Raw genomic sequence first — 12,740 nt, 5'->3', positions numbered from 1 at the left:
TCGCCGCCGGGCGCTGCTCCGCCTGGCCGTCCGCTCGGGCGCCGCCCTGGACGAGCAAAGCTCGCTCGCCCGCGCTCAGCACGCCGCTTGCCATGTCCGGCCTGCACCCACACCGAGGAGCCACCCACCCTGATGCACGGCCTCACCGAGCGGCAGGTCCTGCTCTCGCTCGTCACCCTCGCGCTCATCCTCGTGACCGCGCGCGCCTCCGGCGAGCTCGCGCGGCGGCTGCGCCAGCCCGAGGTGCTCGGGGAGCTCTTCGGCGGCGTCGTGCTGGGCCCCTCCGTCGTCGGCGCGCTCGCGCCCGGGTTCCATCGAGCCCTCTTCCAGGATCCGGCGGTCGGGGTCGTGCTCTCGGGCATCTCCTGGATAGGCGCGCTCCTCCTGCTGCTGATGGCGGGCATCGAGGTCGACGTGGGCATCCTGCGCAAGGAGGCGCGCCCCGGGGCGCTCTCGGCGCTCGGCGCGATCGCGCCCCCGCTCGCGGCGGGCGCCGCCTTCTCGGCGCTCGTGCTCGATCGGCCCCTCCCGAGCGGCCTCTTCCTCGGCATCGTGCTCTCGGTGACGGCGGTCAGCGTGATCGCGAAGGTGCTGATCGAGCGCGAGTCGATGCGCCGCAGCTATGCGCAGGTGACGCTCGCGGCGGGGGTGGTCAGCGAGGTCGCTGCCTGGGTGCTCGTCGCGATGACGTCGTCGAGCTACGGCGCGTCGCCCGCGCTGGCGGTCGCCCGGAGCGCGCTCCTGGCGAGCGGATTCTTGCTGTTCATGGTGCTCGTCGGGCGGCGGCTCACCCACCTCGCGATGCGCTGGGTGGCCGACGCGACGCGCGTCTCCAAGGGACAGGTGTCGCTCGTCCTCGTCCTCACGTTCCTGGCCGCGGCGCTGACGCAGCGGCTCGGCCTGCACCCGCTGCTCGGCGCGTTCGCGCTCGGCGTGCTGCTCAACAACGCTCCTCGCACCAACCGCCCTCTCCTCGACGGCGTGCAGACGCTCGTGGCGGGCCTCTTCGCGCCTGTGTTCTTCGTCCTCGCGGGCATGCGCGTCGACGTGTCGCAGCTGCGCACGCCGGCGGCGTGGGGGACGGTCGCGTTGCTGCTGGCGATCGCGACGGCGGCGAAGGTCGTCCCCGCCGCGCTCGGCGCGCGGCTCGGCGGGCTCAGGAGCAGCGAGGCGGCGCTCGTGGCGGTGGGCCTGAACATGAAGGGCGGCACGGACCTCATCGTCGCGATCGTCGGCGTCGAGCTCGGGCTCCTCTCCGACGAGGCTTATACGATGTACGCCGTCGTCGCGCTGGTCACGGTGACCGTCTCACCCGCGCTCCTCATCTGGCTCGAGAAAAGGGCGCCTCCGACGCAGGAGGAGTCGGCTCGCCTCGAGCGCGAGGAGGCCGCGCGGCGCGCGTACATCCCCGGGGTCGAGCGGATCCTCGTCCCGATCGTGGCGCACGCCCTGCCCGGGTTCGCCACGGACATCGTGGAGAGCATCGTCGCCGCCAAGCGAAAGCTCGGCGAGACGGTCGACATCACGGAGCTCTCCGTGGAGCAGCAGGCGCCCGGCCCATCGCGCGCCGCGGGGGAGGCGAGCCGGGGGCTCGCGAGGCTCGGCGCGCGCCTCCGCGTCGGCGTCTGGCGGCAAAAGCGCGAGCTGCGCGGCTCGCTCCAGGCGATCCTGCGCGCCTCGGGGGATCACGATCTGCTCGTGATCGGCGCGCGATCGCCGGCGCGCGCGCGGGGAATGTCGTTTGGCCGCCTGCAGGACGCGATCGTCCAGCGGGCCGAGTCCAACGTCCTCGTCGTGGTGGGCGACCCTCCGGCGGCGGAGCGCGCCTCCGCGCGGCGGATCCTCGTCCCGATCATTGGCCTCGAGTACTCCTTCGCCGCCGCCGATCTCGCGGCCCACGTGGCGCTGGCGTGGGACGCCGAGCTCGTGCTGCTCAGCAGCGCGCAGACCGATCCGGGCGCGGTCGTCTGGCGCGATCGCGAGCCATCCCGGGTGCGCGCGGTGGCGCGGAGCGTCGTCGACGAGGCGGTCTTCCGGGGGCGCCGGCTCGGCGTGCGCGTCTCGTCGCGCGTGCACGTGGGCGCGCGCCCGAGCGACGAGATAGCGCGGGAGCTCGCGCGCGCTACCTACGATCTGCTCGTGCTCGGATGCTACGACCATGGGCCGCTCGGCCGGCTCTACCTCGGGAGCACGGTCGAGTCGGTGGTGGTCCGGAGCCGGGTGCCGGTCGCGTTGCTCGTCGCGCACGGAGGGACTCGAGAGCAGGTGAGGTGAGGCTTCCACTGCGCTCGCCCGTGAGGGAGCGAGCGCCCGGCTCTGCCGACGATCGTCACTCCCGGTCCGTGTAGGCGATCGTGCTGAGCAGCGCGTTCTCCGCCTGACGCGAGTCGAGCCGGGTGTGCTGCACGACGATGGGGACGTCCGATTCGATCACGCTGGCATAGTCCGTATCGCGCGGGATCGGCTCGGGGTGGGTCAGATCGTTGAACCGGACGTGCCGGGTGCGCCTCGCTGGAACGGTCACCCGGTAAGGCCCGGCGGGGTCGCGGTCGCTGAAGTAGACGGTGATGGCGACTTGCGCGTCCCGGTCCGATGCATTCAACAGGCAGGCCGTCTCATGGCTCGTCATCTGCGGCTCGGGTCCGTTGCTCCGGCCTGGGATGTAGCCCTCTGCGATTGCCCAGCGCGTCCGCCCGATCGACTTGTCCATGTGTCCTCCCTCCTGGCTCCTCTTTGGCAGCCTCCCTCTGCTGTCCAGGAGCGATGGCCTCTTCGCTCGACGCGCTCGGGGATCCATGGCTGAGGATCCTCGCCGAGCGCTCCCTGCCGACCGGCGCGCCGAGCGCCGACGGGCTTTGAAAGCGCGCGACCGGACACGTGATGCCGGCGCGACGAGGCCGCCCCGCGCCTGATCCCGATCGTGACATCGCGACGTCCGCCGGCGCCTCGGCACGCCGGCGGGAGCGCTGCGCGGTCATGGTTGTCCTCACGTCACCGCCACCCGCCGATTCACATCCCACCGCGGCACGACGCTTGCTCAAACCGCGACGACACGGCCGGGCGGCTGTGGTGCCGGCCAGCCCGGACGCGGGCCCGAGAGGGACAGTGGGTCCGCCGTGAAGCAGAGAGGCGATCGAGGTGGCGAGATGAAACACGTTGAGACGGGCCGACGATTCGGCCGCCGGATAGGGCTCACGCTCGGTCTTCTCGCGAGCATGGCGCTCGCCGGCTGCGGCGGTCCGAGCGAGAAAACCGTGCAGGGCACGCGGCTCGCGCCCGGCGCCGATGCGCGCGTCACCGCCGACGTCGACCCTGACGCCGCGACCACGCGGCTGGCGGTGGACGTCGTTCACCTCTCGCCGCCCGAGCGGATCGAGGCCGGCAGCGAGCGGTTCGTCGTCTGGCAGCGTCCGAGCTCCGAGTCCCCGTGGCGACGGGTCGGAGTGCTCGACTACAATGCTGACAGCCGAAGAGGCAAGCTGGCCGAGACGACCGTGCCGTATGCCAACTTCGAGCTGCTCATCACCGCCGAGAAGCAGAGCAGCCCTCAGTCGCCATCGTCTGCCGCCGTCATCGGGCCGACGTCGGTCGGGTGACATCGCGCTATCCGCAGCGCTGAGCCCGCCAGCAGGCCCCAGCTCGGGCCGCGCGGGCGCGCGGCGCTCAGCGCGAAGCTGGAGACGCGGGACATCGCTCCCTCGCCTCGGACCAGACGAGCGGCGCGAGCCACTTCTCGACGGCCGAGCGTGCATTAAGCTTCCTCCATGAGGCTCGGCGCACGGCTCACCACACAGGCGTTTTCGGCCGGCGCCGCCGGCGTCAGCTTCGTCGTCCAGCCGGTCCCGGGCTCGGACCAGCTGTTCGTCATTCCGATCCAGTACCTGCTCGCGGCGTCGCTCGCGAAGGAGCGAGGCGCGCCTCTCTCGAAGGCGGCGTGGTCCCAGGTGCACCAGCTCATCTGGGGCGGCGGCGCCCTTCGCCTCATGCTCGGCTTGACCCTGGGGCTGATCCCGCTGGCCGGCGCGGTCACGAACGCGCTCACGGCGTTCCTCACGACAGAATATCTCGGGGACTACGTGGAGAGAGCCCTCGACGACCCGGACAATCCGCCTCCGGCCCTGTCGATCCAGGATGTCCTGGACGCCATCTCCTCCCGCTTCACCGGGCGAGCGCGGTAGGCAAGCGGTCCCTGGGTCGAGCCCACCCCGCGGCTCTCGGAGCCGAACGACGAGCTCCTCGGGAGCGACGCGGCGTCACCACCAGATTCGCCGGCGCTTGCGGCTGGAGCGTATCGCCGCCGCCGCCACGGCCCCCGCGGCGAGCACGGTGACCGCGGCGGCCGCCGCGATCGCGATGCTCCGGGCCGTGTGCTCTGCCTCGCCCTCGATGCCGCCCCACCTCGCCTTGGCCGCGACCAGGTCGCGCGCGAGCGGCTCCTTGCTGTGCTCGATCTGCTCGGCAGCCCCCGCGGGCGTCGCGGCGCCTGCGCCGGCGCTGACCTGACCTCGCTCGCTGAGGGGACGGGCGACCCTCTCCGTATCGAACCGGATTGCGCTGGATGGATCCATATGTCCCGCGCTGCAATCGCTGTTCCCCGCCGGCGCATCGGCGTGCTCGCCGGCTCGCGCGGCGGCGGCGACGCTGTACTTCCATCGGATAGCCCACCCCATCGGGGAGGCCGCCTCCTGACCGAGGGCGCCGTCGGCTCGCCGCACGGGCACGAGGCGCGCGCCGCGGACGGCCCAGCCGCGCGGGCGCTCCGGTGCGCTCGGCTGCTGGCGTCGGATGTGCAATGAGGCGCCCGCACGAAGCGCATGTCCCGATACGCAAGAATCCATCGATCGGCGTGTTCGTCTGGGGCGTCGTCCGAGCGTCCGCCGATCTCCGAGGCGACGCGCGCGCGGCATTCCCTGGGAGGGAGACGTGACGATCCTCGCTCCGTCGGCTGACCCGCCCCGCGCACATCGATTGCGGGAGCGGCTCAGGGCCTTGCTGCCGGTCGCGACGCTCCTCGCTCTCGCGCTCGGCCTGCTCGTGTCCGGACGAGATACCAGCGTCACGCGGTGGTCGACCCGCGCCATGGACGGTCTCCTGCGTTGGTACACCACGCTGGCGCCGGTCGTCATCTTCGTCGTCCTCGTGCCGACGTTCGTGAGCCTGCACCGGCAAGGGCGCCCGGGGCGGCTGCTCGCGTACATCATGGGCTGGCTCGCCCTCAAGCGTCTGGCCGCGTGCCTGTTCGGGGTCGTCGTCACCTGGCTCGTGTTCGGGCTCCCGCTGCTCCCCAGCCACGGCACGGGCGCGCCGCTCGAGGCCGCGCGCACCCTCTATAGCGCCTCGGGCCTGGTCATCTCGAGCCCGTGCTTCCTCGCCCTCTGCGCCGGCATCGCGACGTCGTTCGCGGCTGTACGCGCGCCGCGGGTCGCCCGTGCGCTGGAGCGCGCCGCGGACGCCCTGGAGCGCGCGGGAGGCGCCGTGCAGTGCCTGGTCCCGCTCTTCATGTTCGGGCTCGGCGCCTATCTCCGTGGGCTGCCCGCGCAGCTCGTCGCGCAGGCGCACGGGGGTCCCCTCGCGCGCGCCTCGGCGGGGGCGCCCCCCCTCGGCGCCGGAGACCTGATGCTCTCCTATCTGCTCGTGTCCGCGGTCGTCGGCGCTGCCTGCCTCGTCTTCCATGCGGCGGACCTGCTGAGGATGAAGGCCGCCGTCCCGGAGTTCTCGCTGCGCGACTATTTCGTCAACTACTGGCTCAAGGTCTACCCGCTGCTGTGGGCCTCGTGCAGCGAGGCGCTGGCGACGCCGCTCAACCTGCACCTCGTCCGCAAATGTTATCCGGCGGTGCCGCAGGAGCTCAGGCTCTTCGTGGTGGGTCTCGGCGGTTGGCTCAACGTCAACGGCACGTTGATCTGCGTGTTCGTCATGGCGGGCGCTGCCGCCCGCGCGGTCGGTCATGAGCTCTCGCTGCTCGAGCTCACGCTCGTGGTGCCGATCGTGTTTCTGCTCGGGTATGTCGTGCCCGGCATTCCGGGCGAGCTCGTCGTGTTCGCGACGCCGATGGGCGCCGCGCTGCACATCCCCGCGCGCCTGCTCCCGTCGTTCATCGCGCTCTACATCGGGTTCAACTTCGGCCTCCCGGACTCCTTCCGGTCGGGCCAGAACTCGACCGACAGCTGCGTGAGCGCCCTCCAGCTGCTCCGCAGGCTGACGCGCCGCCGCGCGCGGGGCGCAGGATCGAGCGGCGCCCGCCCGGCATTGTCGTGAAGGCAGCCGCGGGGCGCTGACCCCGGAGCGCGCGCCGGCGTTGCCGGTGCCGTGGGATGCCGTCGCGGTGCGTCGCCGCCAGCGCGGGCCCGATGCTCGCAGGCGGCCGGGCATGGTGCTGGTCCTGGCCTTCGCGGCCACCCCCGACCGTATCCGGTTGCCGGAGGGCAGCTCGGCTGCCTCTGCCCGACCGTATCCGGTTGCCGGAGGGCAGCTCGGCTGCCTCTGCCTGACCGTGTCCGGTTGCCGGAGGCAGCTCGGCTGCCTCTGCCCGACCGTATCCGGTTGCCGGAGGGCAGCTCGGCTGCCTCTGCCCGACCGTATCCGGTTGCCGGAGGCAGCTCGGCTGCCTCTGCCCGACCGTATCCGGTTGCCGGAGGGCAGCTCGGCTGCCTCCGCCCGACCGTGTCCGGTTGCCGGAGGGCAGCTCGGCTGCCTCCGCCCGACCGTATCCGGTTGCCGGAGGGCAGCTCGGCTGCCTCTGCCCGACCGTGTCCGGTTGCCGATGCGATCCACGAGGCGAAGGAGCTCCTCGCCGCGGAGATCGCGCTCGCCAAGCGCGATCTCCGCCGAGCGGCCCGATCGCCGCGCGCCCGCGTCGGACGTCGAGGATGTCGCCCAGCGCGTGGTGGGGTGAGGGGCCTCGTCGGGGCGAGCGTCGGCCGGCTCAACGCCGGAGCGCCGCCGCCGCCCGCCCCGAGACGGCGGAGCCGCTCACGACGACGATCGACCCCAGCGCGAGGAGGGCGACGAACGTGAGCACCATGGGATAGATGCCGACCAGCGCGAGGATGCCGAGCACGACCGCGCCGGCGCCGACGAGCGACTGCAGGCCGGCGGCGGCCATCGACGCCTGACGGGCGACGTGGGCGAGGTGCTGGTGCGCGCCGTGCGTGTCGAGCGCGCCGAGGTCCGCCGTCGCGCCGCCGCCGAGCAGCAGCGCGCCGCCGAAGACGATCACCGCGATCGAGGTCAGCGTCATGGGGGCGAGGCCGAGGAGCGCGAGGACGCCGAGCACGACGCCGGCCGCGCCGCAGACGAGCTCGGCGCCCATGCCGCTGCCGAGCTCGGCGCGCGTGTCCCACTCGACGGGCGGCGCGGCGCGGCTCAGCGCGCCGAAGCGCGAGGCGATCGCGCCGCCCTGCGCGATCAGCGCGGCGCCGAAGACGATCGTGGCGATCGACGTGAGCTCTCCTGGCATGATCCCCGTCAGCCCGAGGATGGCGAGGACGATCGTCGCCGCGCCGCACAGCACCTCGGCGAGCGAGCCGCCGAGCACGACCTTCGGCGCCGCCTTCTCCTCCTCTGGTATGCGTCGCGCGCCCGACAGCGGCGTTATCTGGCTCTCCGGCTGTGCAAACCGTTCACGTTCTTCCGGTCCTGGTGTCTGCATCTGCGTGATTCCCCTGTCCTGCGTTGATGCCTCGTCGCGCTCACGCGCGCTCACGCGCGCTCGGACGTGCACGTGCTGCGCCGGGCTCACGCGAGGAGGCGCCGCCAGGGGGCGCTGCGCCGGGCCGCTGCGCGCCGCGCGGCGGCCCCGACCAGGGCCGCCGCGCCCAGCGCCGCGGCGCCGAGCGACCAGCGGTGGATGTCGAACCAGAGCTCCAGGCTCGAGGCCTTGGCGCGCCGGTCGAACGGGCCGTGCGCTCCGAAGTCCCAGGGCACGGGCGCCCACAGGTTGTCGAGGCGATCCGGATTTACGGGCTCATCGGTCATCTGCCGCGTGTACCCGACCTTCGCGAGCCAGTGATCGAGCAGCCCCGGGATCACGCGGTTGCCCCAGATCGCCTTGACGGTCGGGGAGCCGACCTTGATGTCGCGGCGGTCGTGGTGCGCGGCCCAGTAGAGCGCGTCGGCCGCCACCTCGGGCTGGAAGATCGGCGGCACCGGCTGCGGCTTGTACGGCAGGCGCGACTTCGACCAGAGGAACTGCGGCGTGTTCATCCCCGGCAGGTGCACCATGCACACGCGCACGCGGCTCCCGTCGTGGATCAGCTCGCTGCGCAGCGACTCGGTGAAGCCCACGATGGCGTGCTTGGACGCGCAGTAGGCGGACTGCAGGGGGATGCTCCGGTAGGCCAGCGCGGAGCTCGCCTGCACGATGATCCCGCGGTCGCGGGGGAGCATCCGCGCGAGCGCCGCGAGCGTTCCGTGCACATACCCGAGGAAGTTGACCTTGAGGACGCGCTCGTACTCTTCGGGCCGCATCTCCTTCACGGGCGAGAAGACCGAGGTCATCGCGACGTTGATCCAGGCGTCGATCGGGCCGAAGCGCTGCTCGACCGCCGCGGCCGCGGCCTCGACCTGCGCGGAATCGGCGACGTCGGTCGGCAGGACGAGCGCGCTCGCCCCGGCGTCCTCCGCCTCGCGCCGCGCCTCCTCGAGCCCGTCGCGCCCGCGCGCGACCAGCCCGATGCGGGCGCCTTCGCGCGCGAAGCGCCGCACCGTCGCGCGCCCCACGCCCGCTGACGCCCCCGTGATCACCACGACCTCCGGCCGCCTGGAATCGCCCATGCCCGTCGTGCCCCCGCCTCGCCCGCGGCATCAAGCAACGCAAATGCCACCTGGGCGTGTCGCTTCCGCGTGGCAGCTCCTCACGCTCCGGCGTGGTCGACGCTCCCGGCGGGCCGTGGGCTGCGTCCGTGTCCGCGCGCTTCATCCGGTCGCGCAGCCGCCGTCGCGGTCAGGTCGAGGTCCTTCGCTACCTGGCCAATGCTCCGGTCGCCCGCCTCGCCGAGTGCAGAGAGCAGGTGAGGTGAGGCGCCGGAGACCGCCCTCCGCGCTCTCCACGATCGCGGCCGTGCTTCGCGCCGAACACCCATGCCCGCGCTCGCTGACAGAAACGGTCACTTGTAGAACGCGACGTCGTCGATCCAGAAACCGAACGCATGGCCCGAGCCGAGGCTGAACTGGATGCGCTGGAGCCTGTCCTGCGCGATCGCCTCGAAGAGGCCAAATCCGGCTTGGACGAGGCACCCGACAGGAACCTTGAAGTGCTTCCAGTCGGACGTCAGGGTGATGCTCGTGTGGAAATGGTCGTAGCAGGGCACCTGACCCTCGTCGTCACCGCAGATCTGACCGCCCGGGCTCATCCCCCTTGGTCAGCAGGCGCGCCTCGCGGCTCATCGGCAGTCCACGGCGGTGTTCAGCGACGCTGTCCGGCAGGCCGGGGCGGGAGCCGGCCGCCTCCCGCCCCGGCCCTCTGCCGGCGAGAGCTCGCGGCGGTCGCGATCGGCGCGCGAAGCTCCGCGCCACCCGTGCGCGCGCCGGGGAGCAGAGACACAAGCAAACTACCTTCATGATGAACGCCGCGAGCGCGCCCCTCACCGCCCCGCGGAGAGGCCGCGCCCGATCGTCTGGTCGGGTACGCACGCGGGGCCCCGCACACGCGAGCTCGCCGAGCTCTCGGCGCGGACGGTGCCGATGAGCCTCGGCCGGGGGATCTCGACGCCGGACGAGAACATTGCGCCGCTGTTCCGGTCTCGTCTCCGCCGGCGCGTAGGCCAGAGAACGAGGTTGGGCGCACTTGTTGGCAGTCAGCAGGATAGGTAGTATGGGTCTCGTCAGCATACGGTCCCGCTGGAAAGTTCTTGATGTGCTGAAGTCGCTCTGCGCGGACCATCCTCTCGGGAGACCCAAATGAGTACCAACATGACAAGTGGCGTCGTCCATGGCGGCGCCGATGCGGCCATCGAGGATGCCGGGACGATCCGTCGCGTGATCACCGCGTCGTCGCTCGGAACGTTGTTCGAGTGGTACGATTTCTACCTCTACGGCAGCCTCGCCGTGTTCTTTGGCGGGCTGTTCTTTCCGGCCGGCAACGAGACTGCGCAGCTGCTCGCGAGCCTCGCGACCTTCGGAGCAGGGTTCGGCGTGCGCCCGCTCGGCGCCGTGGTGTTCGGGCACATCGGCGACCTGATCGGCCGCAAATACACGTTCCTCGTCACCATGGCCACCATGGGCATCTCGACCGCGCTGACGGGCCTCTTGCCCACGTACGAGCAGATCGGCATCGCCTCGACCATCCTGCTCGTGCTCTTGCGCCTCATGCAGGGCCTCGCGCTCGGCGGCGAGTACGGCGGCGCCGCCACCTACGTGGCCGAGCACGTACCGGACCAGAAGCGCGGCTATTACACGAGCTACATCCAGACCACCGCCACGCTCGGCTTCTTCGTGAGCATGGCGGTGATCGGGTCCACCCGCTCGCTGTTCGGCGAGGCGGACTTCAAGGCGTTCGGCTGGCGCGTGCCCTTCCTGCTCTCCTTCCTGCTCCTCGCCATCTCGCTCTACATCCGCGTGAAGATGAAGGAGTCGCCGCTCTTCTCGAAGCTCAAGTCGACCGGCAAGGTCTCGAAGAACCCGATCAAGGAGACCTTCTCCAACCCGCTCAACCGCAAGTACGTGCTCCTCGCCCTCTTCGGCGTGACGGCGGGCCAGGGCGTCGTCTGGTACACGGGCCAGTTCTACGCGCTCACGTTCATGCAGAGCGTGCTGAAGATCCAGTGGCAGACGGCCTACACCATCATGTCGGTCGCGCTCGCGCTCACCACGCCGCTGTTCCTGGTGTTCGGCGGCCTGTCCGATCGCGTCGGCCGCAAGAAGATCATGATGGCCGGCTGCGCGCTCGGCGCGATCACCTACATCCCGATCTACATGGCCATGAAGCACTTCTCGAACCCGAGCGGCCTGCCCGTGGCGAACCCGGACGAGGTCAACGTGCCCATGATGATCCTGCTCATCGGCATCCAGATGGTCTACGTGACCATGGTGTACGGGCCGATCGCGGCGTTCCTCGTCGAGCTCTTCCCCACGAAGATCCGCTACACCTCGATGTCCATCCCTTACCACCTGGGCAACGGCTGGTTCGGCGGCTTCTTGCCGCTGATCGCCACGGCCGTCACCGCGTCGGCCTGGGCCAAGGACACGTTCGGGGCGGGCGCCATCTACACGGGCCTGATTTATCCCATCGCCGTCTGCGCGGTCACGTTGATCGTGGGCGGCCTCTTCATCCACGAGACCAAGGATCACCGCATCGACGCCGACGTCCACGGGGCGTGACCAGGGCCGAGCCCGCGCACCCGATTCAGAGGAGAACTCATGATCACGTGGAAGACACCTAGCGCAGCGCTCGCCGCCTCTCTCGCGCTGGCCGGAGTCGCCGCGCCCGCCACGGGCAGAGCGCAAACGGCGGAGCCGCCTCAGCAACCCGCGCCGGCCGAGGCCGCGGCGGCGCCCGTGGTGGAGCCTCCGCCTGCTCCTCCGCCGCCGGTCGAGCCGAAGAAGCCCGACGACAAGCCGCTCGTGCGCGTCTACGGCATCGTCAAGCCCACCGTCGTCGTCGGGAACGGCCTCGAGTCCTTCGGCAACCCGAACTACTCCGCGCCCACGGCCGCGGTGAACCCGGTGTTCCTCGCCGATCCGGACGCCGTCGGCCTGAGCTTCCAGGCGGCGCAGACGCGCTTCGGCGTGACCGCCGGGGAGGGCACGCCCGTGAAGGGGCAACTCGAGGTCGACTTCATCGATTTCGGCAAGTCGTCGCCGGCTCAGGCGATGACGCTCCGCGTGCGGCAGGCATTCGTGGAGTGGTCTCCCACCGACGGGCACAAGCTCACGCTGGGCCAGCTCTGGGACCTGTTCTCGCCGCTGAACACGCACACGTACAACCTCGTGGGCGCGCTCTTTCAGTCCGGGAACTCGGGCTTCATGCGCCACCAGCTCAGCTACGTCGCCACCCTCGGCAGCGTGGAGGTGGGCGCCGCGCTCGGTCTGGTCAGCCAGAACGTCACGGCGATCCTCAACAACGTCGAGTACTCGCGCACGCCCACCTTCGCGCTGCGCGCGGGCTACCGCGCCGAGAAGGCCGCATGGATCGGCGCGTCGGTGATCGCCACGTCGCTCGCCTTCGACGCGAACCTGCCGACCGAAGAGAGGAAGCTGGCCATCGGCGGCAACCTGTTCGCCGAGGTCACGTCCGGTCCGCTGAACCTGCGGGCCGAGGCGTACGGCGGTCAGAACCTCGCCAACCTGGGGCTCTTGACGCTCGGCCAGGGCCACCGCGCGAAGGACGTCGCCGAGGTGGGCGGCTGGGTGTCGGGGAAGCTCACGTTCGACAAGCACGCCCTGCACCTCATCGCGGGGGCCGCGGCGGTGCCGAGCGCCGACGACATGCTGCTCGGCTATACGCCCGGAACACCGGCGGCAGAGGGCGCGCCGGCCACACCGCCCGCGCGCGTCGGCGGCAACGGCCCCGGCATCGAGCGCAACGTGACGGTGCGCGCGGGCTACGCGTTCTCGCCCATGAAGGGGCTCTCGATCGTGCTCGAGCCCTCTCTGGCGCTCACGCGCCACAAGCTCGATCCGGTCGCCGAGGCGGACAAAGGCGCTGACCGCACGGGCTGGGCCGTCGAGGCCGGTGGTCTCTACCAGTTCTGACGGCCCGCGCGCCGCAGCGCGCCGGAGCTGACCGCGACGGCCCCGCC

At 71.4% G+C, this 12,740-nt stretch carries 11 protein-coding genes; 6 read left to right on the top strand and 5 right to left on the bottom strand.

All coding sequences use genetic code 11. The annotated features are described in order from the left end of the window. Window positions 1–132 precede the first annotated feature (132 nt). Window positions 133–2,274, top strand: coding sequence for a cation:proton antiporter domain-containing protein (locus WMF26_RS24685; RefSeq protein WP_438002301.1), 2,142 nt, complete (start codon window positions 133–135; stop codon window positions 2,272–2,274). A 55-nt stretch (window positions 2,275–2,329) separates the two neighbouring features. Here the strand turns inward: WMF26_RS24685 and WMF26_RS24680 are convergent, their stop codons facing one another. Next, a complete protein-coding gene (locus WMF26_RS24680) occupies window positions 2,330–2,710 on the bottom strand; it encodes a sensory rhodopsin transducer (RefSeq protein WP_438002300.1) in 381 nt (126 codons plus the stop codon). Between the two features lie 505 nt (window positions 2,711–3,215). Here WMF26_RS24680 and WMF26_RS24675 point away from each other — a divergent pair. Next, window positions 3,216–3,596, top strand: coding sequence for a hypothetical protein (locus WMF26_RS24675; RefSeq protein ID WP_438002299.1), 381 nt, complete (start codon window positions 3,216–3,218; stop codon window positions 3,594–3,596). Between the two features lie 168 nt (window positions 3,597–3,764). After that, complete coding sequence (locus WMF26_RS24670) at window positions 3,765–4,178, top strand: hypothetical protein (RefSeq protein WP_438002298.1); 414 nt, start codon at window positions 3,765–3,767, stop codon at window positions 4,176–4,178. A gap of 75 nt (window positions 4,179–4,253) precedes the next feature. Here the strand turns inward: WMF26_RS24670 and WMF26_RS24665 are convergent, their stop codons facing one another. Then, on the bottom strand, window positions 4,254–4,568 hold the full coding sequence (locus WMF26_RS24665; RefSeq protein ID WP_438002297.1) for a hypothetical protein: 315 nt from the start codon (window positions 4,566–4,568) through the stop codon (window positions 4,254–4,256). A 355-nt stretch (window positions 4,569–4,923) separates the two neighbouring features. Between WMF26_RS24665 and WMF26_RS24660 the strand changes: the two genes are divergently transcribed. Continuing rightward, window positions 4,924–6,258 carry a cation:dicarboxylate symporter family transporter gene (locus WMF26_RS24660; RefSeq protein ID WP_438002296.1) on the top strand — a complete coding sequence of 445 codons (1,335 nt, stop codon included), beginning with the start codon at window positions 4,924–4,926 and terminating at the stop codon, window positions 6,256–6,258. A 667-nt stretch (window positions 6,259–6,925) separates the two neighbouring features. Here the strand turns inward: WMF26_RS24660 and WMF26_RS24655 are convergent. From WMF26_RS24655 to WMF26_RS24645, 3 genes are all read right to left on the bottom strand, one after another. Next, entirely contained in the window at window positions 6,926–7,651 is a 726-nt protein-coding gene (locus WMF26_RS24655; protein WP_438002295.1) for a hypothetical protein, read from the bottom strand. Window positions 7,652–7,737: 86 nt separating this feature from the next. Beyond that, the gene (locus tag WMF26_RS24650) at window positions 7,738–8,775 is read right to left on the bottom strand and encodes an SDR family oxidoreductase (protein ID WP_438002294.1); all 1,038 of its coding nucleotides are present in this window, start codon (window positions 8,773–8,775) and stop codon (window positions 7,738–7,740) included. A 332-nt stretch (window positions 8,776–9,107) separates the two neighbouring features. After that, on the bottom strand, window positions 9,108–9,353 hold the full coding sequence (locus WMF26_RS24645; protein ID WP_438002293.1) for a hypothetical protein: 246 nt from the start codon (window positions 9,351–9,353) through the stop codon (window positions 9,108–9,110). A 559-nt stretch (window positions 9,354–9,912) separates the two neighbouring features. Between WMF26_RS24645 and WMF26_RS24640 the strand changes: the two genes are divergently transcribed. Both WMF26_RS24640 and WMF26_RS24635 read left to right on the top strand, forming a co-directional pair. Beyond that, window positions 9,913–11,319, top strand: a complete 1,407-nt coding sequence (locus tag WMF26_RS24640; protein WP_438002292.1) for an MFS transporter — start codon at window positions 9,913–9,915, stop codon at window positions 11,317–11,319. Window positions 11,320–11,358: 39 nt separating this feature from the next. Further along, window positions 11,359–12,693, top strand: a complete 1,335-nt coding sequence (locus tag WMF26_RS24635) for a hypothetical protein (protein WP_438002291.1) — start codon at window positions 11,359–11,361, stop codon at window positions 12,691–12,693. Window positions 12,694–12,740: the final 47 nt, after the last annotated feature.

This window comes from Sorangium sp. So ce185, from assembly GCF_051526825.1.
Classification (GTDB): domain Bacteria; phylum Myxococcota_A; class Polyangia; order Polyangiales; family Polyangiaceae; genus Sorangium; species Sorangium cellulosum_D.
The sequence above is the reverse complement of the archived record's forward strand: the minus strand, read 5'-3'. Positions and strand labels throughout refer to the sequence as shown.